We start from the raw sequence: 24,983 nt of genomic DNA on the forward strand, positions 1-24,983 counted from the left end.
AGAGACATGAATGACTGCTATTACAATTGGCGATCAAGAGTATCGTGACTTTAGCCGTTTTCTCGAAGCGCAATGTGGCATTGTGCTAGGCGATAGTAAGCAGTACTTAGTGCGCAGTCGATTAAGTCCGTTAGTGACCAAGTTTAAGCTCACTTCGTTGTCTGATTTGCTGCGTAATGTGGTCTCAGGCCGCAATCGGGAACTACGTATTGCGGCTGTGGATGCGATGACAACCAACGAAACGCTGTGGTTTCGAGATACGTATCCGTTCACGGTTTTAGCTGAGAAATTATTGCCGGAAGTCGCGGCAAACAAACGCCCGATTAAAATCTGGTCAGCCGCCAGTTCATCGGGGCAAGAACCGTACTCCATCGCAATGACGATTTTGGAAACGCAGCAGCGTAAACCGGGATTATTGCCAAGCGTTTCTATCACCGCAACCGACATTTCGAGCAGTATGCTGGAGATGTGTCGCGCTGGCGTGTATGACAATTTAGCGTTGGGGCGTGGCCTCTCTCCGGAACGTCGTCGTGTCTTTTTTGAAGACAACGGAGATGGACGCATGAAAGTGAAAGACAATGTAAAGCGTCTGGTCAACTTTCGCCCGCAAAACTTGCTCGACAGCTACGCGCTGGTGGGTAAGTTTGACATTATCTTTTGCCGTAATGTCCTGATTTACTTCTCACCGGAGATGAAATCGAAAGTACTCAATCAAATGGCAAACCAGCTCAATCCGGGTGGTTATCTACTGCTGGGGGCATCTGAGTCGTTAACCGGGCTGACGGATCGTTTTGAAATGGTGCGTTGTAATCCGGGTATCATTTATAAATTGAAATAGTTTAAAGATCCTAGGGTCAAGACCTAGGATCTCTCTTAACCCAATACCTGATCTTCCCCTTCATTTTTGCCTACTCCCTCAAACAAAGGTATCTTTACGCTTAAGCCGAGTGGATTGACACTGACATTCCATCAATCACCTTGGCTTACATATTGCAATTCAAAGCATCGATAACTTTTAGCCGTAAACGTGTGCCAGTTTTTGGCATAGTAATTGCTATTTAGTTATTTATACCGGTCAGTTCTAATTGTAGAGGCAAACATGGCTATATCTTTTGACAATGCACTAGGCATCCACCAACACACGGTGGGCGTACGTGAGCGCAATGCTGAGGTGATTTCCACCAACATCGCGCAAGCAAACACACCTGGTTATAAGGCAAGAGGTTTAGACTTTGCAAAGGAATTACAAGCGGCAACATCTGGGGCAAGTATTAGTCTTAATCGAACCGATGGTCGGCATATTCCTGCCACTACAACGTTGACAGGGGACAAGCTATATCGTCTTCCTACCCAACCTGATACGGGGGATGGCAACACGGTAGATTTGGATTTAGAACGTAACCTGTTCATGCAGAACCAAATCAGACACCAGGCATCACTCGACTTTCTAGGTGGCAAATTTAAGAACTTAACCAAGGCAATCAAAGGGGATTAATTTAGATGAGCTTATTTAACGTTTTCAATGTGACAGGTTCCGCAATGAGCGCTGAGTCTGTTCGTCTGAATACTACCTCAAGCAACCTGGCGAATGCGGATAGTGTCAGCAGCTCTGCGAAAGACACTTACAAAGCGCGTCATGCTGTATTTGGTGCCGAGTTAGGTAACGCCATGCGTAACGGTAATACGGTGCCAGTAAAAGTGTTGGGAATTGTAGAAAGTGATAAACCGCTAAATGCGGAGTACAACCCTGATCATCCTCTTGCAAACGAACAAGGCTACATCTACAAGCCAAACGTTAATGTAATGGAAGAAATGGCAAACATGATTTCGGCTTCTCGCGCATATCAAACCAATGTTCAAGTTGCCGACTCAAGTAAACAAATGCTGCTGCGTACGCTGCAGATGGGTCAATAAGGATAAGGAGGTAGCGTATGGCCGGATTTAACAACGTTGGTCAAAGCGGCTTGTCCTACATCGACCAGCTCAAAAGCCTACAAGAGAACAAAAAAGCGGAAGAGAGTACAGGTAAGCAGGACCTGAAACAGGAAGACTTCCTATCTTTGCTCACCAAGCAATTGTCTCAGCAGGACCCGTTTAAGCCAGTCAGTAATGACCAGATGATCGCGCAAATGGCGTCATTTGCGACCGTTGATGGCATCGGCAAAATGAACACTCAATTTGAGAGTCTGAACTCGTCGATGACATCGAACCAAGCATTACAGGCTTCTTCTCTGGTTGGGCGCGATGTGTTGGTCCCAGGCGCTGCGGGTGTGAAGCAAGACGAAGCCCCAATGGCAGCCATGGTTAAGCTTTCGCAGTCTATCGACAATTTATTTGTTCGTGTCGAAAACGAGGCTGGCCAACTGGTTCGTACTTTTGAGGTAGGGGCGAAACCAGCTGGTGACACCCGTGTACTCTGGGACGGTAATGATGAAAGCGGGAATCCATTGCCTGCCGGTAAATACAAAGTGAAAGCATCTGGCTTAGTTGATGGGGCGTCGCAAGAGTTCCCAGTTTCCACTTATGCCAATGTAAACAGCGTATTACTCGGTAAGGGTGACGGAAACGTATTACTTAATCTGGCGGGTTTTGAATCGCCAGTTCGACTTGCAGAAGTATTGGAAGTCGGCAAAGCGTAACGCATAACACGCGAGATCAGGAGACTTTGGAATGTCATATGTATCTTTAAGCGGTTTGTCCGCCGCTCAATTGGATTTAAACACCACCAGTAACAACATTGCGAACGCCAATACGTATGGCTTTAAAGAGTCTCGTGCCGAGTTTGCGGATGTCTACTCAAACTCTTTGTTCACCAACGCCAAAACCACACCGGGTGGCGGTGTTCAGGCTGGCCAGGTTGCTCAACAATTCCACGAAGGTTCAAGTGTTTACACCAATAACCCGATGGATTTGCGTGTATCAGGAACGGGCTTCTTCGCCGTGGCGAAAGATCGTCTCGTGCCGCAGCAAAATGAAATGACACGTAACGGTGCGTTCCATTTGAACAGAGACAACTACATGGTAACGGCGAACGATGAGTTTCTGCTTGGTTATGAGGTAAATCCAGACTCTGGTGAGGTGTCATCTTACGAGCCACAGCCAATCAATATTCCAGCTGAGTTTGGTAAGCCAAAACAAACGGCGAACATTGAAGTGGGCGTAAACTTACCTGCTAATGGTGATTTGAAAGATCCGACGCGGTTTGATTTTTCTGATCCAGATACTTATAACCGTTCAACGTCTTCAACCATTTATGACTCAATGGGGCAGTCTTACAAGTTGACCACTTACTACCTGAAAGACCAGACTCAGCCGAATACCTGGAATACCTACTACACGGTAACGGACAAAGATGGTGAGAAGCCGGTTAACATTGCTCAAGGTGATGCAACAACCGCATCTGGCCATGTTGGTCACACGATGAGATTCAACAATGATGGTACTCTGGCGAGCCTAAACGGTGGCAACCCTATTCGCTCAGTGGCATTAGGTGCTTCGGTTGGTGAAGGTGGTGCGGCGGCAGAAAATGCCGGTATCAATCTTAACGGTGCTGATCCGATGCAAACTCTGAACTTTGGTTTGGATGCATCAACTCAGTTTGCGGCGCCATTTGAACTGACCAAATTTGATGAAGATGGTGCTACGACGGGTTTCCTGACCAAAGTTGACTTTGATGAAAACGGAAGCGTGTTGGGCACATATTCAAACGGTGAAAATGTTACCTTGGGTCGCGTTGCGCTCGTTCGTGTTCCTAATGAGCAAGGTCTGGATAAAAAAGGCGGCACTCAGTGGGATTCAACTCAGTTCTCTGGTGACAAAATCTGGGGCGAATCCAATAAAGGTTCGTTTGGTACCCTTAATAATGGCGTACTGGAGCAGTCAAACATTGACATGACTCAGGAGCTGGTGGATCTGATTTCGGCTCAGCGTAACTTCCAGGCTAACTCGCGTTCGCTAGAAGTGCATAACCAACTACAGCAAAATATTCTGCAGATCCGCTAGAGCGCTAGTCCGATAGCCCGATAATCTGCTTTATCAAGTGACGCTGCTCGGCAGCTCGCTTGATGACTTTATGACATTCATCAGATATCTAGCCCGAAAATACCTCACTTCAGGCTAGGTATTATTTGATCTCTACGTTGCCGCCATTGCCGCTCAGAGGATCAAAAACTTGCCTCTTTCCGGATTTATCCTCGAAAATTTTCCTTTATCTGGTTTAATTTTAAATCAACTCGTTGAATATTAAGTGTATTTTATTTTGGCATAAGTATTGCTTTTACTCTCAAGTACAGAGGACTTTAGGGAGTAATTTATGGATCGCGCACTGTTTCTCGCAATGAGCGGCGCCAAGCAAAACATGCAGGCTCTGCAATTGCGTGCCAACAACCTGGCCAACGTGAGCACCACGGGTTTTCGTGCGGATTTGGCACAGGCTCGTTCGATGCAAGCGTATGGAGAAGGACTCCCTTCACGAGTGTTTAGCATGACTGAGCGTCCGGGACATAACTTTGCTCAAGGCAGTGTGATCACCACTGGCCGCGATTTGGATATTACTATCGAAGGCAGCGGTTGGTTGTCTGTTTTAGACCACACGGGCAAAGAAGGGTTGACCCGTAACGGCAACTTAAAAGTCGATCAAAATGGCTTGCTGACTAATGCGAGTGGCCATGCCGTATTGGGTGAGAATGACGCCCCGATTACTTTACCTATCCCTCTCTCTAAAATTGAAATCGGTCGTGATGGCACCATCTCTGTACTTCCACAAGGTGCCCCAGCAGAAGAATTACAAGTGGTTGATCGTATCAAGCTTGTGAAAACTGACGACCGCAATTTATTTAAAGACACCAATGGCTTATTTCGCCATAAAACTCCAAACCAGCCTTACGAAGCAGACGCAACCATCGGCATCCAAACTGGTGCTATTGAAGGAAGTAACGTTAATGCCGTGGGTGAAATGACGGCATTAATTGACCTTCAGCGTCAGTTTGAAATGCAAGTCAAGATGATGAGCACCGCTGAAGAGATGGACAAGTCTTCAGATTCACTGCTTCGTATGAGTTAACAGAGTTAGAGGTTCACAATGCATCCAGCACTATGGGTTAGTAAAACCGGTTTAGACGCCCAACAAACCAACATCGCAACGATTTCAAACAACCTGGCGAACGCCTCAACGGTTGGCTACAAAAAGAGCCGTGCCGTATTTGAAGACTTGTTTTATCAGAACATTAACCAGCCAGGCGGTCAGTCTTCTCAGAACACAGAATTACCAAGTGGTTTGATGTTGGGTGCCGGTTCTAAAGTGGTTGCCACGCAAAAAGTGCACACTCACGGTAATGCGCAAACGACCACGAATGCGCTGGATATGATGGTGGAAGGCGATGGTTTCTTTCAGGTGACTTTGCCGGATGGCAACATCGGTTATACGCGTAATGGTCAATTCACGCTCAATGGTGAAGGTACGCTCGTGACATCAGGCTCTGGTTACCCGGTAGAGCCAGAAATCGTCATTCCTGAAGACGCAATCTCAATCACTGTGGGTACGGACGGTGAAGTGTCAGTTCGTGTTCGTGGTCAGCAAGACAACCAAGTCGTCGGCCAGCTCACCATTACCGATTTCGTCAACCCGGGAGGTCTAGAGCCAATTGGTCAGAACCTTTATTTGCCGACTGGCGCGAGTGGTGACCCACAAGAAGGGGTACCAGGGCTGGACGGTTTGGGTGAAATTCGCCAATCCATGCTGGAAGCATCGAACGTTAACGTGACCGAAGAGTTGGTCAATATGATCGAAGCGCAGCGTGTGTATGAAATGAACTCTAAAGTGATTTCATCCGTCGATAAGATGATGAGCTTCGTGAACCAGCAGTTGTAACGCTTAAGCATCGAGAGTAAGGATCTTATGATGAAACGTATTTACTTGCTTGCACTTATCAGCACCATGTCTGGTTGTGCCATGCTAGAGCCAATTGAAACCGATGAAGTCTCTCAAGCAACGACGGTGGTTGATGCCGTTGAAGGCGACAAATCAGAAGACAGCAGCGGCATTGTGGACACTTTACGCGGCAGAACTGATCCGGTGGCTGGCGATCCTGCGTGGGCTCCAATCCATCCCAAACAGAAACCGGAACACTATGCTGCGGCAACCGGGTCATTATTCAGTCCCGAGCACATTACCGATCTTTACGACGACTCCAAACCTCGTGGTATTGGTGACATCATCACTGTCACGTTAGATGAAACCACAAGCGCGACTAAGAGTGCTAACGCGGATTTGTCGAAAAGTAATGATTCGACCATGGACCCGTTATCAGTCGGTGGTCAAGAGCTGCAAATCGGCGGTAATTACAACTTTTCTTATGACTTAAACAGCAGTAACAGCTTTGTTGGTGACTCTTCAGCGAAGCAGAGTAACAGCATCAGCGGTTACATTACTGTCGAAGTGATTGAAGTGCTTGCCAACGGTAATCTGGTTATCCGTGGCGAGAAGTGGATGACCCTGAATACGGGCGATGAGTACATTCGCTTAAGTGGCACCATTCGCCCTGACGACATTAATTTTGACAATACGATTGCTTCCAACCGGGTATCGAATGCCCGCATTCAGTATTCAGGCACCGGGTTACAACAAGATATGCAAGAGCCTGGCTTCTTGGCACGATTCTTTAATGTAGCGCTTTAAGGTGCCGTACTGCGGCAATTTAATTGCGAGAGATAGGTAAGCATGAAAAAATTCTTTTTACTCCTACTGAGCGCTGTGCTGTTTTCAACTGCTGTTCAAGCCGCACGTATCAAAGACGTCGCGCAAGTGGCAGGGGTACGTAGCAACCAACTTGTAGGTTATGGTTTAGTTTCAGGCTTGCCGGGTACTGGGGAGTCTAACCCGTTTACGGAACAAAGCTTCGCGGCCATGCTGCAAAACTTCGGCATTCAACTGCCGCCGGGTACCAAGCCAAAAATCAAAAACGTTGCCGCTGTGATGGTAACGGCAACATTACCGCCTTTTTCTAAGCCAGGTCAGCAAGTCGATGTCACGGTGTCATCTATTGGTAGCGCGAAAAGCCTGCGTGGTGGCACTTTACTGCAAACTTTCTTAAAAGGTTTAGATGGCCAGGTGTATGCCGTTGCACAAGGTAATCTGGTCGTTAGTGGCTTCAGTGCGGAAGGTGCCGATGGCTCAAAGATTGTGGGCAATAACCCAACCGTCGGTCTTATCTCTAGTGGTGCGACGGTAGAGCGTGAAATTCCTAACCCTTTTGGCCGTGGCGACTACATCACTTTCAACTTGCTAGAGTCTGATTTCACCACGGCGCAACGCATGGCCGATGCGGTTAATAATTTCCTTGGTCCTCAAATGGCGAGTCCGGTTGATGCGACATCTGTTCGTGTGCGCGCGCCGCGTGATGTGAGCCAACGTGTGGCGTTTCTGTCTGCGATTGAAAATCTGGAATTCGACCCAGCGGATAGTGCCGCAAAAATCATCGTAAATTCCCGTACAGGTACCATCGTTGTCGGCAAGCATGTGCGCCTTAAGCCAGCAGCAGTAACACATGGTGGTATGACGGTATCCATCAAAGAAAATCTCAGTGTGAGTCAGCCGAATGCTTTCTCGGGCGGCCAGACGGTCGTTGTTCCGGATTCTGACATTGAAGTGAACGAAGAGCAGGGCAAGATGTTCAAGTTTGAGCCGGGTCTGACGCTGGACGATTTGGTTCGCGCAGTCAATGAAGTCGGCGCTGCGCCTTCAGACTTGATGGCTATTTTGCAGGCATTAAAGCAAGCTGGTGCGATTGAAGGCCAGTTGATCATCATCTAAGTCGTTAGGAGGCGGCAATGATTAAGAATCCTAACGATATCGGCTTTATCCACGACATCAGCTCACTTGATACTCTAAGACAAAAAGCCGTCAAAGAGGGCAAAGATGGTGAGCAGGAAGCCTTGCGTGCAGCAGCGCGTCAGTTCGAATCCATTTTTACCTCAATGATGCTCAAGTCGATGCGTGAAGCAAACGAAGGTTTCGAGTCGAACTTCATGAACAGTCAGAACGAAAAGTTTTACCGTCAGATGTTGGATGAGCAGATGGCAAGTGAACTGAGTGCTTCGGGCTCAATGGGGCTCGCAGATATGATTGTCGCTCAGCTGACAGCAGGACAGGGCGGCGATAAGAGTGAAACCGCTGTGCGTGATGCGGCAAATAATGCCGTGGAGTATCGTCGTGTTGACCCGAAAAAAGCACGTGAAACCGAACAACGTTTGATTGAATCTGGCGAGTTAGAACGTCCAAACCGTACTGTAGCTAACATTCAAGCACCGACTCGATTTGATTCTCCAGAATCTTTTGTCAGTTCAATGATGCCTTATGCAGAAAAGGCAGCTAAAGCGTTAGGGGTTGAGCCATCTCTGCTTCTTGCTCAAGCCGCGTTAGAAACAGGCTGGGGACAAAAAGTAGTTAAGAACGCACGTGGCAGCAGCAACAATCTGTTTAATATCAAAGCGGATCGCAGTTGGCAGGGGGAGAAAGTCACCACTCAGACATTAGAGTTTCATGACAATACGCCAGTGAAAGAAACGGCCGCGTTCCGCTCGTACTCAAGCTACCAAGACAGCTTCAACGATTACGTTCGATTCTTAAACGATAATCCGCGTTATGAGGTCGCTCTGCAAAGACGTGGCGATTCCGAATCATTCATTCGTGACATTCAACATGCTGGTTACGCCACTGACCCTGACTACGCGGATAAAGTTCTGCAAGTGCAGCAGAAAATAGAAAGCATGTAGTCCCTCGTTGTTTTTTCTCATCTTTAAGGCTTGCCATTGTGCAAGCCTTTATTTTATCGATAGTTCCTACTTGTTTCTTTGCTTGGCATACCTTTTGCTTTGTTTGTGTAGGCAGTCGGACTTTTACCGATTTTTTCGTTTTTGGGGGCATGTATGGCGTCAGATCTTCTGAATGTAGGTACTCAAAGTGTGCTTACCGCTCAGAGACAATTGAATACCACTGGTCATAACATTTCTAATGTTAATACAGAGGGTTATAGCCGTCAGTCTGTGGTTCAAGGCACTAACGATCCGCGTCAGTTTGGCGGAGCCACTTATGGCATGGGCGTACATGTGGAAAATGTTCGCCGCTCTTGGGATCAGTTTGCCGTTAATGAACTCAATATGGCATCGACCAACAATGCCAACAAAACCGATACTCAAGATAATCTCGACATGCTGTCAGGCATGCTGAGCTCGGTTGCCTCGAAGAAGATCCCTGAAAACCTCAATGAATGGTTTGATGCGGTTAAAACCATGTCTGACACCCCAAATGATTTAGGCGCGCGTAAAGTGGTGCTTGAGAAGTCAAAGATCTTTTCTGACACATTGAACGATTTCCATGAAACGGTTCGATTACAGTCTGATGTAACCAACAAAAAGTTGGATATGGGGATAGAGCGCATTAACCAGATCGCGCTGGAGATTCGCGATACTCACCGTCTAATGATGCGTACTCCGGGGCCGCACAATGATTTGATGGACCAACATGAGAAGCTGATTAAGGAACTGTCTGAATACACCAAGGTCACAGTTACCCCGCGCAAAAATGCGGAAGGGTTTAACGTCCACATTGGTAATGGCCACACTTTAGTCTCAGGCACCGAAGCCAGTCAGTTAAAAATGATTGATGGGTATCCAGACGTTCTCCAGCGACGTTTGGCCATGGTGGAAGGTGGCGGCATCAAGGCGATTCAATCAGACGACATCGACGGAAAAATGGGCGCTCTACTCAATATGCGTGACCAGCACATTCCACAGTTACTTGATGAGATGGGCCGATTGGCTACCGGTTTTTCATATAAAGTGAATCAGTTGCAATCCCAAGGTTTGGATCTCAACGGCAAAATTGGTAAAGAGGTATTTACCGATATTAACTCGGATCTGGTTGCTCAGTCACGAGTGTTCGCCGCGCCTGACTCTCAGGCAGAAGTCGCGGTTTATGTGGATGATATCTCTGCACTCAAAGGCGGGGAATATACGTTGCGCTATGATGGCGACCAGTACAGCGTCACGACCCCTAAGGGTGAGCAGCTTAAGCTTGATATCGATCAGTCGGATTCTTCCTTCGTGTTGGACGGTATGAACGTTCAAATTGGTGAAGGCCTTGCCACTGGCGAACGCGTACTTTTACGTCCTACCCGCAGCGGTGCCGCCATCATAAAAATGGAAACCAACGACGCAAAATCCATTGCGGCGCAAAGTTATGAAGCCTCTACCACGTTTGCTCAAGGCAGCGCCAAATTCAAAATTCATGAAGCCGGTGACGTTAGAGAGTTTGAGGTGACGGTACAGCCTGCGGACGAAAAACATGACAAAGCGTGGTTAAAAATTACTGATAACAAAGGCAATTTGTTGTCCGATAAGTACGACTATCCGTTGGATAAAGACAATCCAATCATCGAAATTTCAGTGCCGAAGAACCATCCGTTGTATAAAAATGGTGATGCAACGATCTTTGAGCTCACGGAAGGCGCACTGCTGAACGACAAATTTACGGCCAACTTAGTACCTTCGCCAGGTGGCAACGGCAACTTGAGGAAAATGCAGCAGTTGCAGACTGACAAAATGATGGATGGCCAGTCAAGCACTCTGATTGATGTTTACCACAATCTAAATACCGAGGTGGGGCTAAAATCGGCAACGGCTAACCGATTGGCATCGGTTGCTCAGCTGGAACATGAATCCGCACAAGAACGTGTAGCGTCCATTTCTGGCGTCAACCTAGATGAAGAAGCCGCCAACATGATGAAATTTCAGCAGGCTTATATGGCGTCGTCACGTGTGATGCAGGCGGCGAATGATACCTTCAACACCATTTTACAACTGAGGTAAGGAGAAGAAATAAGTGTTAACCCGAATTTCTAGTTTCCATAACTATCAGTCCGTACAAAATGACTTGCGCCGCCAGGAGAACAAGGTTCATCACAATCAAGAACAACTTGCATCGGGTAAGAAGTTGCTTAAGCCAAGTGATGACCCTTTGGCTGCGCATTACGTTCAGAATATTGGTCAGCAGCAAGAGCAAATACAGCAGTATTTAAGCTCGATAACTTTGGTACGTAACCGGCTAGAAAACCACGAAGTGAACATCGCCAACGCAGAGAGTTTCGCTGACGAATCAAAACGTCTCACGATGGAAATGATTAACGGTGCGCTCTCTGTCGAGGACAGACAAGCTAAGAAGCGTGAACTGGAAGAAATTGCTAATAACTTTCTGAGCTTGGTGAATGCGCAAGATGAGTCGGGGAATTATGTATTTGCCGGTACAAAGTCGAAAAGTCAGCCTTTTTATCGCGACAAAGACGGCAGTGTGCAGTACGCCGGTGATGACTATCAGCGCAAGATGAAAGTATCCAACATGCTTGAGATGCCGATGAACGACCCTGGCAGCAAATTGTTTATGGAAATCCCTAACCCGTTTGGTGATTATCAGCCGAATTACGAGTTGCAGAATGGTTCAGAGTTGTTGTTAGGCAAAGCAACCAATGCTGACACAGAAGATACGGCTTCTTACCGGGTGACGTTTGTTGACATGAATAACGGTAAGTTTGGCTACCAGTTAGAGCGTAATGGTTCGGTCGTTAAAGCGGATGAATTTTCACCTGAGAAAGGCATTGAGTACAAAGAGTTAAAAATGCAGGTAAAAGGGCAGATTACGCCCGGCGACAGCATTGGTATTGAAAAGCGTGAATCTTTCAATATTTTCGACACCTTTAAGCAAGCCATGTCATGGTCTGAACAATCTGTTTCGGATACATCCTCGACAGCGAAATTACATCAAATGACCGAAGAATTTCAGGCGGCGTTTATTCATCTCAACAAGGCGCGCACCGATGTCGGGGCAAGGTTAAGTACTCTTGATATTCAGGAGCAAAACCACGAAGACTTTAATCTGTCGCTGGCCAAGGCAAAGAGCAATTTTGAAGATTTAGATTACTCGAAAGCCGTGATTGAATTCAGTGAGAATTCACGTGCTTTGCAAGCCTCACAACAAGCTTTTGGTAAAACCAAAGACCTAACGCTATTTAATTATATCTAGGTGCGATACTCAGCTTTATCTGAATGGTTTGGAAAGTTTTTAATGCCTTATGTGCCATGCCTTAAGTGCGAGAAATTTCCAATCAGCGTTAAGGTATTTGAGCGGCATATTGTTACCGAAAGCGGCAAACATACGTGACTCGTGTTCGCTACTGGGTGGATGGAGCAGGCGACTTTGTTGATGTAACTGATTGTTTCAAATTGGATTGTTGCTTAATTTTTATGTGATTCATAAGTTGGCATACAAATTGTATTGAGATTGTCAGTATGGATTTATAAATTCTAAACCCTGCATCCAGGTAGATTTAGCGGGTAATTTTTACGGTCAGTGCTTATCCAAATGAGAGTAAAGCTGGCCGCTTCGCAAAAGCTTGCGAACTCAAAAGGAGAGCAAAATGGCTGTAACAGTTAGTACTAACGTCTCCGCGATGACCGCGCAGCGTTATTTAAATAAAGCGACTGACGAGTTAAATACTTCGATGGAGCGTTTATCTACAGGTCACAAGATTAACAGTGCGAAAGATGATGCGGCTGGTTTACAGATCTCGAACCGTCTTACCGCGCAATCTCGTGGTCTGGATGTGGCTATGCGTAACGCGAACGATGGTATTTCGATTGCGCAGACAGCTGAAGGTGCGATGAATGAAGCTTCATCAGTGATGCAACGTATGCGCGATCTTGCGATTCAATCATCGAACGGGACTAACTCTCCGGCAGAGCGCCAAGCGATTAACCAAGAGTCTTCTGCTCTGATTGATGAGTTAAACCGAATTGCAGAAACGACCTCATTCGGTGGTCGTCGTCTACTTAACGGCTCATTTGGTGACGCGGCATTCCAGATAGGTGCTAGCTCGGGTGAAGCCATGATCATGGGCCTCACCAGTATCCGTGCTGACGATACGCGTATGGGTGGCGTAACCTTCTTCTCTGAATCTGGTAAGGGCAAAGATTGGAGTGTCGATCCGACTAAAGCAGATCTCAACATTACCCTGCCGGGTATGGGCGAGGATGAGAACGGAAATGTTGATGATCTAGACATTAGCATTACGGCTAAAGCGGGTGATGACATTGAAGAGCTTGCGACGTATATCAACGGCCAGTCTGATATGATTAACGCGTCAGTGAGCGAAGATGGCAAGCTACAGATTTTTGTGGCTCATCCAAATGTTCAAGGCGATATTTCTATCTCCGGTGGTCTCGCATCTGAGTTAGGCTTAAACAACGAACCAGTGAGAACATCGGTACAAGATATTGATATGACGACGGTTCAGGGCTCTCAAAATGCGATTTCTGTATTGGATTCTGCGCTGAAGTATGTCGACTCGCAACGTGCTGATTTAGGCGCGAAACAGAACCGTTTGAGCCACAGTATCAATAACCTGGCGAACATCCAGGAAAATGTCGACGCTTCAAACAGCCGAATTAAAGATACTGATTTTGCGAAAGAAACCACGCAAATGACTAAAGCACAAATTTTGCAACAGGCAGGTACATCGATTCTTGCTCAAGCGAAACAGTTGCCAAACTCTGCAATGACACTATTGCAGTAGTTTATCGAGCCTGTATTCAACATATCCAGACGTGGATACGAGTACGGGCTTTTGGCAAGCAACTTTATAACAGAATGAGCGGCTCTCTCATCTCTCACCTGCCAATCATTTTCAATGTAAAGTTGCACCCGGTATGCCGGAAATGTGTTCATTTCTCTTGATCTCCACATAGGTTCTGGCAACCAACCTAGCCCCAGTTCTCTCAAAGGAAAAGGGGCTTTTTCTCTCCCTCTCTTCGAAGTCCAATCAAAACAAGTCCGAATTATTCCCTGGTTAAAATCTCTGTCAGTCGCGATACCAATGTGTAGTGTGATTGGTTGCGGAGGAGGCTATGGGGTATGAATATCTACAGTTTGATCTCAGCGCGAGAAGCTGACCATTTACTGTTCCAGTAGTCTGGAGTTACAGACCTGACGTAAATAGCAGGCAATAAAAAACGCTGCCATTTGGCAGCGTTTATCCGTGTTTGAACTTAAGTAATAATTACTTAGTTACACGTAGAACTGGAGTTTCACCAACAGTTACAGAACCAGAAAGCTTGTTCAGCTCTTTGATTTCGTCCATGTTAGAGATAACAACTGGAGTTAGCGTTGATTTCGCTTTCTCTTCAAGAAGAGCTAGATCGAATTCAATGATAGTGTCGCCAGCTTTAACTGATTGACCTTCTTCAGCGATACGCGTGAAGCCTTCGCCTTTAAGTTCAACTGTATCGATACCGAAGTGAACGAAAAGCTCAACACCGTCGTCAGACTCGATAGAGAATGCGTGGTTAGTTTCGAAGATTTTACCGATAGTACCGTTTACAGGAGCTACCATTTTGTCGCCTGCTGGCTTGATAGCAATACCGTCACCAACGATTTTCTCAGCGAAAACAACATCTGGCACATCTTCAATGTTTACGATTTCACCAGATAGTGGTGCGATGATTTCGATTGCACCAGCGTCAGCGCTGTCATCAGATACAAGCTTCTTAAGTTTGTCAAACAGACCCATTGTGTCATGCTCCTAAGGTTTAGTTTTATTCTGTCGAATTATAGTATACCAATATAGCTCATTAGACGACTTTTTTCGCCGTCTAATGGCCATTAAGTATTGAATTACTTGGTACTACGTATTACTGAACTTTCTCAGCAATGAACTTTTCAACGACTGCTTCAATCTCAGCAGCAGTTGGTAGAGAAAGTGCTTCTTCCGCCATTGCTTTCACTTCTGCGAAGTTAGAGTTACGGATAACTTTCTTCACTTTAGGGATTGAGATACCGCTCATAGAGAACTCATCCAGACCCATACCTAGAAGTAGCAGTGTTGCACGCTCATCACCTGCAAGCTCACCACACATACCAGTCCATTTACCTTCAGCGTGAGATGCATCAATAACTTGCTTGATCACAGTTAGTACCGCTGGTGATAGTGGGTTGTATAGGTGAGAAATCATCTCGTTACCACGGTCAACCGCTAGTGTGTACTGAGTCAGGTCGTTAGTACCGATAGAGAAGAATGACACTTCTTTCGCTAAGTGGTGCGCGATTGCAGCTGCTGCTGGAGTCTCAACCATTACACCGATTTCGATGTTTTCGTCGAAAGCATGACCTTCAGCACGTAGTTCTGCTTTGTACTCTTCGATTGCTTTCTTAAGCTCACGGATTTCTTCAACAGAGATGATCATTGGGAACATGATACGTAGTTTGCCGTGTGCAGATGCACGTAGGATACCACGTAGCTGGTCACGAAGGATTTCACGACGATCCAAGCTGATACGTACTGCACGCCAGCCTAGGAACGGGTTCATCTCTTGAGGTAGATCCATGTATGGTAGATCTTTGTCGCCGCCGATATCCATAGTACGGATGATCACAGCTTGACCGTTCATTGCTTCCGCAACTTCTTTGTACGCTTGGTACTGTTCGTCTTCAGTTGGTAGCGCAGTACGGTCCATAAATAGGAATTCTGTACGGTACAGACCAACGCCTTCACCACCGTTACGGATGATGCCGTCACAGTCTTTAACTGTACCGATGTTGCCGCAAACTTCTACACGGTGACCGTCAGTCGTTTCTGCGTGCAGATCTTTCAGTTTTGCTAGCTCTTCTTTCTCAGCTAGGAACGCAGCTTTAACTGCTTTCGCTTCTTCTACTTCAGCTTCAGATGGGTTAACAAGAATCTTGTTGTTCATCGCGTCAAGAACCAGCATGTCACCGTTCTTAACTTGTTTAGTGATGTCGTTAGTACCAACGATCGCTGGTAGCTCAAGAGAGCGAGCCATGATTGAAGTGTGCGAAGTACGACCACCGATATCACAAGCAAAACCAAGAACGTAGTCCAGGTTAATTTGCGCTGTTTCAGATGGAGTTAGGTCGTAAGCAACCAGGATAACTTCTTCATTGATGTCGCTTAGCGAAACAATGTTGATGCCTAGTGCGTTCTTAACAAAACGAGAACCGATATCACGGATGTCAGTTGCACGTTCTTTCAGGTATTCGTCGTCTAGAGACTCAAGAGCGCATGCTTGCTCTTCGATAACGGTGTGGATAGCGTTATCTGCAGTCAGCTTGTCGTTTTTGATTAGTGCTAGGATTTCTTCTTCTAGCTCTTCGTCTTCAAGAAGCATGATGTGACCTTCAAAGATCGCTTCTTTTTCTTCACCAAACGTTTCAAGCGCTTTTTGCTTGATAGTTTCTAGTTGAGCGGAAGATTTTTCACGAGCGTCGAAGAAACGCTGAACTTCAGCTTCTACTTGATCATCAGAAATAGTGTTTGTGTTTAGGACAATTTCATCTTCTTGAAGTAGTAGTGCTTTACCGATTGCAATACCAGGAGATGCTAGGATGCCTGAAATCATAGCCTTACCTTAAGTTTGGTCAACTTTATAAAACGGGAGAATAATGGGTGTGCTAACGAATAGTTTTAGCTTAGTTTTGAGCCTATTTCCAACAAAGCCATTTTGTTTTCACAAAATGGCTTTTGGAGTAGGTGACACCGATTAGTGTAGCTGGTCCATTAGAGCAACTAGGTGATCAACTGCTTGTTGAGCTTGTGGGCCTTCAGCAGAGATAGTTACTTGAGTACCTTTTACTAGGCCTAGTGTTTGTAGTTTGAATAGGCTCTTCGCGCTAGCGCTTTTACCGTTAGAAGTCACAGTGATGTCTGCATCGAATGCTTTCGCTTCTTTTACAAACTGTGCAGCTGGACGAGTGTGAAGACCGTTTTCTGCTGTGATTTCTACTTGCTTCTCGTACATGTGATATACCCCAATAAATGTATTTTTTTGTTAGTAGTGACTAGTTTGAGCTTAACTGCTTTATACCTTGTGCGCTAGCACGGGAGAGTTCAAAGCGCGTTAGTTCTGATACTAGTCAAAAGATTTGCGATTGCGCAACTGTTTGCGTGCGTAATCACTTTGAAACCTTTTTGTGTTCTGCTTCTTTATTTTGAAGCTAGAAATAAAACGCCCTGATATTACCAAAGGTGGGGCAGGGATCAACAAAAAAGCCCCTGAACGGGGCTTTTTTAGACGAAAAATTGATTTGAACACATATTACTGTTCGTTCTCTTTTTCCGTAAAGATGCCAGCAAACAGTGCTGTACTTAGGTAACGTTCACCAGAGCTTGGTAGAATTGTTACGATAGTTTTTCCTTCAAATTCAGGAAGTTCTGCAATGCGGTTCGCTGCTACTACTGCCGCACCAGAAGAGATACCAGCAAGGATACCTTCCTCTTCCATTAGACGGCGAGCCATCTCAATCGCTTCTTCAGAAGTCACTGGCTCAACGCGGTCTAAAAGCTCTAAATCTAGGTTACCTGGGATGAAACCTGCGCCGATACCTTGAATTTTATGTGGTGCTGGTTGGATTTCTTCGCCTGCTAGCGCTTGTGCAATCACTGGTGATTCTGCAGGTTCTACAGCAACAGAAGTGATCGCTTTGCCTTTTTCGCCTTTGATGTAACGGCTTGTACCTGTAATCGTACCGCCAGTACCAACACCGGCTACAAGCACATCGATTTCACCGTCAGTTGCTTCCCAGATTTCTGGGCCAGTCGTCTTCTCGTGAATCTCTGGGTTCGCTGGGTTGTTGAACTGTTGAAGAAGTAGGTACTTATCTGGGTTGCTAGCAACGATTTCTTCTGCTTTAGCAATCGCACCTTTCATGCCTTTTGCCGCTTCAGTCAGCTCTAGGTTTGCCCCAAGTGCTTTAAGTAGCTTACGACGCTCTAGGCTCATAGATTCAGGCATTGTCAAAGTCAGTTTGTAACCGGGAGCCGCTGCTACGAACGCTAATGCGATACCTGTGTTACCACTGGTTGGTTCTACTAGCTCTACGCCTGGCTTAAGCTTACCTGACTTCTCTGCATCCCAAATCATGTTCGCACCGATACGGCACTTAACACTGAAGCTTGGGTTACGCGCTTCGATTTTTGCTAGAACGTTGCCTTTGCTCACTTTGTTTAAGCGAACTAGGGGAGTGTTACCAATAGTAAGAGAGTTATCTTCGTAGATCTTGCTCATAGTTATGTTCCTTCATTACACGTTTTGTGAATATAGTTAGAAGAATATTCGGTCTAAAAAAAAGGGAAAAGGATTAAAAAGTTATATCTTATTAGGTTGTCCAGATTTCAGCTAGGGAACCGGGAAAAGCAGATGCCTTTCCCGTGCTTCAGGGAAAGCATAGCTTATCTTTGGTGCTTGAACTCAACGACCCACATTGCAGTCGCACCGCATATCGCAACGGGCATGACGATAAGGTTCAAAATTGGGATGGTGGTGAACACAGAAACAAGAACGCCAAACCCATAAGCTTTGCCTTGTTTTTGTTTCAATTTGTAACGCATATCGTTGAATGGAATTTTGTGGTTATCAAACGGGTAATCACAGTACTGGATAGCTAACATCCAGGCTGTAAAGATAAACCAAAGTATTGGACCAACCGTTTGACCGAGCGCGGGTATCAACAGTAGCAAAAATAAACCAATCGCTTTAGGCAGCACATAAAGCAGTTTACGCCACTCTCGAGCTAAGACTCGAGGAACATCTTTGATCACAGCAGTGAAGCCGTCATCATTGATTTTTTGTCCGGTCAGGTATTCTTCTACTTTCTCAGCCAGCAGTCCGTTGAACGGCGCAGCGATAAAGTTTGCTAAAGTACTAAAGAAATACGAGAACGTGGCAAGTATGGTTAGCGCGAGCAGAGGCCAAAGCACATAAGTTAGCCAGGATAGAAACTCTGGCAATTGACCAATCCAGTTCTCAATCCATACATTTAGGTGAGAGAACAGATAAAAAATGGCACCACCGACAAGGAGAACGTTCGCTAATAGTGGTAATACAACAAAGCGTCTGATCTTTGGAGATAGTGCTAGCTTTATTCCATACAGGAAATAACCGAATCCGGTTCTTGGCTGATTATTTAGCGTCATATCCATTTCGTGTTGAGAGAAAGAAAACTCATTGTACCTGTCGCGACTTTTCTTTCAATGCCTTAACAAAAGGCCTCTCGTAAAGTGGAATCGTGGCAAGAATCACAACAAAAAAGTGAACTTCTTGCATTAAGTTGTTCTAAACCTCCATATAGTTTTGGTAAAGTAAACGTATCATTCAGAATAATTACACTTGGGTTGCTGCTCAAGGAACTGCGAGTAGTACAAACAAGTATATTGAGAGTAAATAATGCAGGAATTGCGATTCGTACTCATTGTTGTTGGCGTTTTAGCCATTGCGGCATTACTGTTTCATGGTTTATGGAGCAGTAAGAAGGAAGGCAAAGCGAAATTTGGTAACAAACCTCTGGGTAAATTAGAGGTTGACCAAGGGGATGCAGATTCAGTAGAGCAAGAGCGAAGCTTCGCCTCTGCTCCTGAAGACGATTTTGAAATTATTCGTAAAGACCGCAAAGAACCAGACTTCGGTATGGACAATGCGTTTGATTCGAAGTTTGAGGCGGATCCTTTGCTTGGCGGTGTCCCGGAAGACAAGCCATTTAAGCAAGAGCCGGAAGAGATCCCTTCATTTGTTGCGCAGAAGAGTCATGATGACGACGTCGTAGTTCAAGAACCTGTGATGCAAGAGCCAGTTCAGCCAGTAGTTGAGGAAACGGTACCTTCAGCGTTTGAAGAACCGCAGGCTGAAATGCATGTCGCAGAGCAACCTGCAGCAGTTTCTGAGCCGCAAGAAGAGCCTAAACCTGAGCCAGAAATGCAGGTGATTGTTCTCAATGTGCATTGTGCGGGTGAAGAACCATTCGTTGGCACTGAGCTATTTGATAGCATGAAGCAAAATGGCCTAATTTATGGCGAGATGGATATCTTCCATCGACACGTTGATCTGTCGGGTAACGGAAAAGTGTTGTTCAGCGTTGCTAATATGATGCAGCCGGGAACCTTAGAGCATGGAGACCCTGCGGAGTTTACGACTAAAGGCATCTCATTCTTTATGACGCTACCTTGTTTTGGTGAAGCGGAACAGAACTTCAACCTGATGCTTCGTACAGCACAACAGATTGCTGACGACATGGGAGGTAATGTTCTTGATGACCAAAGAAACTTGATGACTCCTGACCGATTAGCGGCTTATCGACGTCAAATAGTTGAGTTTAAGACGGCGAACGCATAATCTTAACACCAATTTTTAAAAGGGCTCCGATTGGAGCCCTTTTTCTTCGATTCCCAACCTCATCGATTGACAACACACGGGGCTTTAATATGTCTGAATCAGTACTTCAACGACTAGAAGAATTAAAAGAGTCGTTGCATTACCACGCCGTTCGTTACTACGTGGAAGATAACCCAGAGATTCCGGATGCTGAATATGATCGACTCATGCGTGAATTGCTGGATATTGAAGCTCAACACCCAGACCTAGTTACAGTAGATTCGCCTAGCCAGCGTGTTGGTGGAAAACCTTTATCTGAATTTAGCGAAGTGAAGCATGAAGTTCCGATGTTGTCATTAGACAATGCTTTTGACGACAGCGAGCTGGATAGCTTCCACAAACGAGCACAAGACAGGGTTGGCAATCAAAGTGTTAAACAATACTGTTGTGAGCCAAAACTGGATGGCTTAGCAGTAAGCCTATTGTACGAAAACGGTGTTCTTGTCCAGGCCGCGACGCGTGGTGACGGTACAACCGGTGAAAACATTACTGAAAACGTTCGTACCATCAACGCCATTCCTCTCAAATTAAGAGGAAATGATTGGCCTGAGCGTCTTGAAGTTCGTGGTGAAGTTTTTATGCCTAAGGCGGGTTTTGAAAAACTCAACGAACTGGCTCGTCAAAAGGGAGACAAAGTTTTTGTTAACCCTCGTAATGCCGCAGCTGGTAGCTTACGTCAGTTAGATTCACGTGTTACCGCTTCGCGTCCGCTTAGTTTCTATGCCTACAGTGTGGGTGTTGTTCAGGGAGCGGAATTAGCGTCTAGTCACTATGAACGCTTTCTGCAAATTAAGTCATGGGGGCTGCCAATGTGTCCTGAGACTAAGCGAGTAGATAGCCTGGCGGATGTCAAAGCGTACTACCAAGATATTTTACAGCGACGTGATGCTTTGCCATATGAGATTGATGGTGTCGTTATAAAAATCGACGATATTGCGATCCAAGAAAGACTGGGCTTCGTTGCTAGAGCTCCTCGCTGGGCTATTGCTTATAAGTTCCCGGCGCAAGAAGAAATCACCACATTGAATGATGTGGAATTTCAGGTAGGGCGTACTGGTGCGATTACGCCAGTCGCTAAACTGGAACCTGTTTTTGTCGGCGGTGTGACGGTAAGTAATGCTACTCTGCATAACGCTGATGAAATTGAACGTCTTCAAGTAAAAATCGGTGACCAAGTTGTGATCCGCCGTGCTGGTGACGTGATTCCCCAAGTTGTTTCAGTGATCCGCGAGCGTCGTCCAGAAAACGCGCGCGAGATTGTGTTTCCATCGCTCTGCCCTGTTTGCGATTCGCATGTCGAACGAATTGAGGGAGAGGCTGTGACCCGTTGTACGGGTGGTTTGGTTTGCCAGGCGCAGCGTAAACAAGCGCTCAAGCATTTCGTGTCGCGTAAAGCGTTAGATGTCGATGGTCTTGGCGATAAAGTGATAGAACAGCTTGTTGATCGAGAAATGGTCGAAACTCCAGCGGATCTGTTTAAGTTGTCTGCAGGCATTTTGACGGTTTTAGAGCGTATGGGGCCAAAATCAGCGCAGAATATTGTGAATGCGTTAGACAAGTCGAAGTTAACCACATTACCTCGCTTTTTATACTCACTAGGCATTCGAGAAGTCGGCGAAGCGACAGCCGCTAACTTAGCGCAGCATTTCAAAACGCTAGAAGCGATTCAGGTTGCGACAGAAGAACAGTTGATTGAAGTTCAGGACATCGGCGTCATTGTTGCTAAGCATATCACCACCTTCTTTGGTGAAGAGCAAAACCAAGCAGTAGTGAAAGACTTACTAGAGCAAGGTATTCACTGGCCAGAAATTAGTGCTCCTGAACAAGGTGTTGAACTGCCGTTAGAAGGCAAAACGGTTGTACTAACTGGTACGCTTTCTCAACTAGGGCGATCCGAAGCAAAAGAGGCACTACAGGCGCTGGGTGCTAAAGTTACCGGCAGTGTTTCGAAGAAAACGGATATTTTATTCGCAGGTGAAAATGCGGGTTCTAAATTAGCAAAAGCGCAAGACTTGGGAATTGAAATTAAAACCGAACAAGACTTACTCGACTTAATGAATTAAGTTTAGCCAAAACCTAAATACCTTTCTAATAAGCCCCAGTAGCTAAGCTTCTGGGGCTTTTTAATGCCTCTTATTAAGTTCTAATATTTCTATTATTAGAATGATTTAATCTTTTCAGTGATCAAGATCTCCCCTTTGCGGATTGAAATTGTTTTGTTTCATACTCTGCGAGGCACTTCATGTTGAGTCTTGTGATTGTATTTATATTATTGATTTATAAAGTTATTTTTCTTTATTGATGTAAGGGTTGTAAAAATAAGATCTGGATCAATAACTTATATGGAACTTTGTTGTGGCTCATATTTTTTTAGAAAAAAAATAAGTTCCATTTGGATGTTTTTAGTCGCGAAGTTAGTCTTAATAACGTGTTATACACGGTGTGTATGCAGGAACTAAAAAAGCCCAGTTAGAAATAACGAAGCTTTACCACGAAATTACTTCTCTCCTTCGGCGGCCAACTAAAGGTGAGATAAAAAAACAGCTATATCTATTTTTAGGAGTTTATCCATGGACAAATTTTTTAAGGTATCTGCCCTAACTGCGGCAATGATGGGGGCAGTAGTTGCAGCTCCTGCAATGGCTGAAGATCCAGTCGGCCCAGCCTACGCGGAATCAGTTTCAGAGTTTTTCTCTGAATCTACTATCAGCGGTAACGTTAACTTCTTTATGCGTGCACGTGACCGCGCGGGTATGGATGCAAACGGAAATGATACTTCTAAAGTTACAAACCTAGACCACGGCTCAATTTTTGCCAACCTCGGCTTCCACTCTGGCTACGTGGCTGACACAATCGGTTTCGATACAGTAATTTACTCTACATTCGACATGTGGGCTGGTGAAGATACAGGTGGTTCATTTGAACACGAAATGAACTTCTTTGACTGTGATTCTCCTTACGGTGCTGGTGATTCATGTGATTCATACAAAACTGACAACGGTGTATCTTTCGCGTCAGCGGCACTGAAATTCAAGTTCGGTGAAAACTTTAACGCTAAATTAGGTTATTTCCAACCATCTGTTCCTAGCACGCTAGGTGTGAACTGGTCATTTGCTCCAGGTACATACCGTGGTGGTCAAATTGGCGCGAACTTTGGCAAACTTGCTTTAGGCTTTGTTTACGCAGATGAATACAAGGCTCCATGGTTCAAAGAAACTTACGAGTTCAACGAAGGTACGTTCTGGGGGGGGGCAGGTAAAGACGTAGGCGATGCTTACTCATTCGGTGCTCGTTACGCGCTAGACAACGGCATCTCTTTTGACGCAGGTTACGGTGCCCTGACTGATGGCGACCGTAAGAACTTCCATTTCAAAGTGAAAGGTACAACAGACGGTGGTCTATACTGGTCTCCGCAATTGTACGTAGTTGATGATGACAACCAATACGACAGCACTGCATTCCAGGTAGCGCTTTTAACGTCTAAATCAATGGGTCAATACAGCTTCCGTGCTGACGCAACATACACATCAGCAGACTCTGATGACAAGCGTGGTCAAGTAGGTAACATGGCTTACCGTCTGACTGAGCAATACGGTGGTTCAAACGGTTCATACGACGTTTGGTGGAACAATCGTTCTGACTTTAACCACGATGGTGAGTACGCCTTCTTCCTATCTGCTTCTCGTGACTTTGCTGACATCGGTGGTAACGGGTTTAGCGCGGGTCTAAGCGGTGCATACGGCGCTGGAGCGAAAGCTTCAGGTTACGATGAGTTGGTAGAGTACGCATACAGCTTCTTCGCAAACTACGCTATTCAAGGTGGCGCGCTTAAAGATGCTAACATAAGCTTCTACTACACTAACTTCTACAATGATTCAGATGCGCCAGATTGGGGTCCATACTCAAACGCATTTAACGATGAGACAGACTTTAAACTAATTCTAACTATGCCATTCGGCGTAAAATAATTAGTGAATAAAGGAGAAGCTGGGCAATCGCCCAGCTTTTTTTGTTCTTAGCCATCAGTTTTTCACTGTACCTCTTCATTATGTAATTAGGTGGTTTTATGAAGAAAGTTCTTTTAGTTTCAGTCTTAGTTCTTACTCTACAAGCATGCAGCAGCAATCCTAAAACAGCCGAAGAATACTGGTATGGTCAAGGCGAGCGATTCGGAGCTAACGGATACTCGTATGACAACGGAATTTTAGAGACGCTCAAAGAGTCGGTGGCTTTTGATGAGCAGTCATATAAAAATGGCTATAAAGCGGGTAAAGCGGAGTATTGTGACCCGTTTAAAGCTTTTGAGAGGGGTAGACAAGGCATCCGCTATGATGGACAGTGTAGCGGTCAACCTCAAGAAATCATGATTAAAGCTGAGTGGCAGAGAGGTTGGGAAGCTTTTATCGGCTCTGACTTTTACAAGCTCTAGTTTACTCCTAACAATGAAGCGGCATTTTTGGCGAGGATGATGAAGTTTATCTGAGTGCCTTAGTTGCTCTCAGATAAACTTCGTATAATTAACATTCATCTTTATTTAAATACTCCACCATACATCTTGCACAATTCTCGAGGAAGTTGCTTAACCGTGCCGTCACTAAAAGTGCAGTCTACACCTGCACCAAATACATGACCGGCATTTTGAGCTAACGAAATAGGAGAAGAAAATACCAAGCAAGCAAAAATTAAAGTAATAATTCGTTTCATGGTAAACCTCATAC

23 protein-coding genes are annotated in these 24,983 nt (G+C 45.6%); 17 read left to right on the plus strand and 6 right to left on the minus strand.

The window, feature by feature from the left end:
* Nucleotides 1–10 precede the first annotated feature (10 nt).
* The 13 genes from VEJY3_RS03705 (at nucleotide 11) to VEJY3_RS03765 (ending at nucleotide 13,622) form a co-directional block, all read left to right on the plus strand.
* Nucleotides 11–838: a protein-glutamate O-methyltransferase gene (locus VEJY3_RS03705; RefSeq protein ID WP_014231090.1), complete on the plus strand. Its 828-nt coding sequence runs from the start codon at nucleotides 11–13 to the stop codon at nucleotides 836–838.
* A 261-nt stretch (nucleotides 839–1,099) separates the two neighbouring features.
* Nucleotides 1,100–1,495 carry a flagellar basal body rod protein FlgB gene (flgB, locus tag VEJY3_RS03710; RefSeq protein WP_014231091.1) on the plus strand — a complete coding sequence of 132 codons (396 nt, stop codon included), beginning with the start codon at nucleotides 1,100–1,102 and terminating at the stop codon, nucleotides 1,493–1,495.
* Nucleotides 1,496–1,500: 5 nt separating this feature from the next.
* Entirely contained in the window at nucleotides 1,501–1,914 is a 414-nt protein-coding gene (gene flgC, locus VEJY3_RS03715) for a flagellar basal body rod protein FlgC (RefSeq protein ID WP_014231092.1), read from the plus strand.
* 17 nt (nucleotides 1,915–1,931) lie between these two features.
* On the plus strand, nucleotides 1,932–2,639 hold the full coding sequence (flgD, locus tag VEJY3_RS03720) for a flagellar hook assembly protein FlgD (RefSeq protein ID WP_014231093.1): 708 nt from the start codon (nucleotides 1,932–1,934) through the stop codon (nucleotides 2,637–2,639).
* Between the two features lie 31 nt (nucleotides 2,640–2,670).
* Entirely contained in the window at nucleotides 2,671–4,002 is a 1,332-nt protein-coding gene (flgE, locus tag VEJY3_RS03725; protein ID WP_014231094.1) for a flagellar hook protein FlgE, read from the plus strand.
* A 310-nt stretch (nucleotides 4,003–4,312) separates the two neighbouring features.
* On the plus strand, nucleotides 4,313–5,062 hold the full coding sequence (locus tag VEJY3_RS03730; protein WP_014231095.1) for a flagellar basal body rod protein FlgF: 750 nt from the start codon (nucleotides 4,313–4,315) through the stop codon (nucleotides 5,060–5,062).
* An 18-nt stretch (nucleotides 5,063–5,080) separates the two neighbouring features.
* Nucleotides 5,081–5,869: a flagellar basal-body rod protein FlgG gene (flgG, locus tag VEJY3_RS03735; RefSeq protein ID WP_005382032.1), complete on the plus strand. Its 789-nt coding sequence runs from the start codon at nucleotides 5,081–5,083 to the stop codon at nucleotides 5,867–5,869.
* Nucleotides 5,870–5,899: 30 nt separating this feature from the next.
* Complete coding sequence (gene flgH, locus VEJY3_RS03740; protein ID WP_014231096.1) at nucleotides 5,900–6,676, plus strand: flagellar basal body L-ring protein FlgH; 777 nt, start codon at nucleotides 5,900–5,902, stop codon at nucleotides 6,674–6,676.
* Nucleotides 6,677–6,718: 42 nt separating this feature from the next.
* Nucleotides 6,719–7,810, plus strand: a complete 1,092-nt coding sequence (locus VEJY3_RS03745) for a flagellar basal body P-ring protein FlgI (protein WP_014231097.1) — start codon at nucleotides 6,719–6,721, stop codon at nucleotides 7,808–7,810.
* Between the two features lie 17 nt (nucleotides 7,811–7,827).
* Nucleotides 7,828–8,772 (plus strand): flagellar assembly peptidoglycan hydrolase FlgJ, encoded by a 945-nt coding sequence (flgJ, locus tag VEJY3_RS03750; protein WP_014231098.1) that lies wholly within the window; start codon nucleotides 7,828–7,830, stop codon nucleotides 8,770–8,772.
* Between the two features lie 153 nt (nucleotides 8,773–8,925).
* A complete protein-coding gene (gene flgK / locus VEJY3_RS03755; RefSeq protein ID WP_014231099.1) occupies nucleotides 8,926–10,866 on the plus strand; it encodes a flagellar hook-associated protein FlgK in 1,941 nt (646 codons plus the stop codon).
* A gap of 13 nt (nucleotides 10,867–10,879) precedes the next feature.
* The gene (flgL, locus tag VEJY3_RS03760) at nucleotides 10,880–12,073 is read left to right on the plus strand and encodes a flagellar hook-associated protein FlgL (RefSeq protein WP_014231100.1); all 1,194 of its coding nucleotides are present in this window, start codon (nucleotides 10,880–10,882) and stop codon (nucleotides 12,071–12,073) included.
* A 394-nt stretch (nucleotides 12,074–12,467) separates the two neighbouring features.
* A complete protein-coding gene (locus tag VEJY3_RS03765; RefSeq protein ID WP_014231101.1) occupies nucleotides 12,468–13,622 on the plus strand; it encodes a flagellin in 1,155 nt (384 codons plus the stop codon).
* Nucleotides 13,623–14,105: 483 nt separating this feature from the next.
* Here the strand turns inward: VEJY3_RS03765 and crr are convergent, their stop codons facing one another.
* From crr to cysZ, 5 genes are all read right to left on the minus strand, one after another.
* Nucleotides 14,106–14,615 (minus strand): PTS glucose transporter subunit IIA, encoded by a 510-nt coding sequence (gene crr, locus VEJY3_RS03770; RefSeq protein WP_014231102.1) that lies wholly within the window; start codon nucleotides 14,613–14,615, stop codon nucleotides 14,106–14,108.
* Nucleotides 14,616–14,736: 121 nt separating this feature from the next.
* A complete protein-coding gene (ptsI, locus tag VEJY3_RS03775; RefSeq protein WP_014231103.1) occupies nucleotides 14,737–16,461 on the minus strand; it encodes a phosphoenolpyruvate-protein phosphotransferase PtsI in 1,725 nt (574 codons plus the stop codon).
* A gap of 141 nt (nucleotides 16,462–16,602) precedes the next feature.
* On the minus strand, nucleotides 16,603–16,860 hold the full coding sequence (locus VEJY3_RS03780; protein ID WP_005382043.1) for an HPr family phosphocarrier protein: 258 nt from the start codon (nucleotides 16,858–16,860) through the stop codon (nucleotides 16,603–16,605).
* 297 nt (nucleotides 16,861–17,157) lie between these two features.
* On the minus strand, nucleotides 17,158–18,126 hold the full coding sequence (cysK, locus tag VEJY3_RS03785) for a cysteine synthase A (protein WP_014231104.1): 969 nt from the start codon (nucleotides 18,124–18,126) through the stop codon (nucleotides 17,158–17,160).
* A gap of 164 nt (nucleotides 18,127–18,290) precedes the next feature.
* On the minus strand, nucleotides 18,291–19,034 hold the full coding sequence (gene cysZ / locus VEJY3_RS03790) for a sulfate transporter CysZ (protein ID WP_014231105.1): 744 nt from the start codon (nucleotides 19,032–19,034) through the stop codon (nucleotides 18,291–18,293).
* Nucleotides 19,035–19,284: 250 nt separating this feature from the next.
* Between cysZ and zipA the strand changes: the two genes are divergently transcribed.
* From zipA to VEJY3_RS03810, 4 genes are all read left to right on the plus strand, one after another.
* On the plus strand, nucleotides 19,285–20,226 hold the full coding sequence (gene zipA, locus VEJY3_RS03795) for a cell division protein ZipA (protein ID WP_014231106.1): 942 nt from the start codon (nucleotides 19,285–19,287) through the stop codon (nucleotides 20,224–20,226).
* An 89-nt stretch (nucleotides 20,227–20,315) separates the two neighbouring features.
* The gene (gene ligA / locus VEJY3_RS03800) at nucleotides 20,316–22,328 is read left to right on the plus strand and encodes an NAD-dependent DNA ligase LigA (RefSeq protein WP_014231107.1); all 2,013 of its coding nucleotides are present in this window, start codon (nucleotides 20,316–20,318) and stop codon (nucleotides 22,326–22,328) included.
* 507 nt (nucleotides 22,329–22,835) lie between these two features.
* A complete protein-coding gene (locus VEJY3_RS03805; RefSeq protein ID WP_014231108.1) occupies nucleotides 22,836–24,233 on the plus strand; it encodes a multidrug transporter in 1,398 nt (465 codons plus the stop codon).
* 98 nt (nucleotides 24,234–24,331) lie between these two features.
* Nucleotides 24,332–24,694: a DUF2799 domain-containing protein gene (locus VEJY3_RS03810; RefSeq protein ID WP_014231109.1), complete on the plus strand. Its 363-nt coding sequence runs from the start codon at nucleotides 24,332–24,334 to the stop codon at nucleotides 24,692–24,694.
* A gap of 101 nt (nucleotides 24,695–24,795) precedes the next feature.
* Here the strand turns inward: VEJY3_RS03810 and VEJY3_RS25765 are convergent, their stop codons facing one another.
* Entirely contained in the window at nucleotides 24,796–24,969 is a 174-nt protein-coding gene (locus VEJY3_RS25765) for a hypothetical protein (protein WP_014231110.1), read from the minus strand.
* Between the last annotated feature and the right edge of the window lie 14 nt (nucleotides 24,970–24,983).

Origin of the sequence: Vibrio sp. EJY3, from assembly GCF_000241385.1 — a bacterium.
Classification (GTDB): domain Bacteria; phylum Pseudomonadota; class Gammaproteobacteria; order Enterobacterales; family Vibrionaceae; genus Vibrio; species Vibrio natriegens.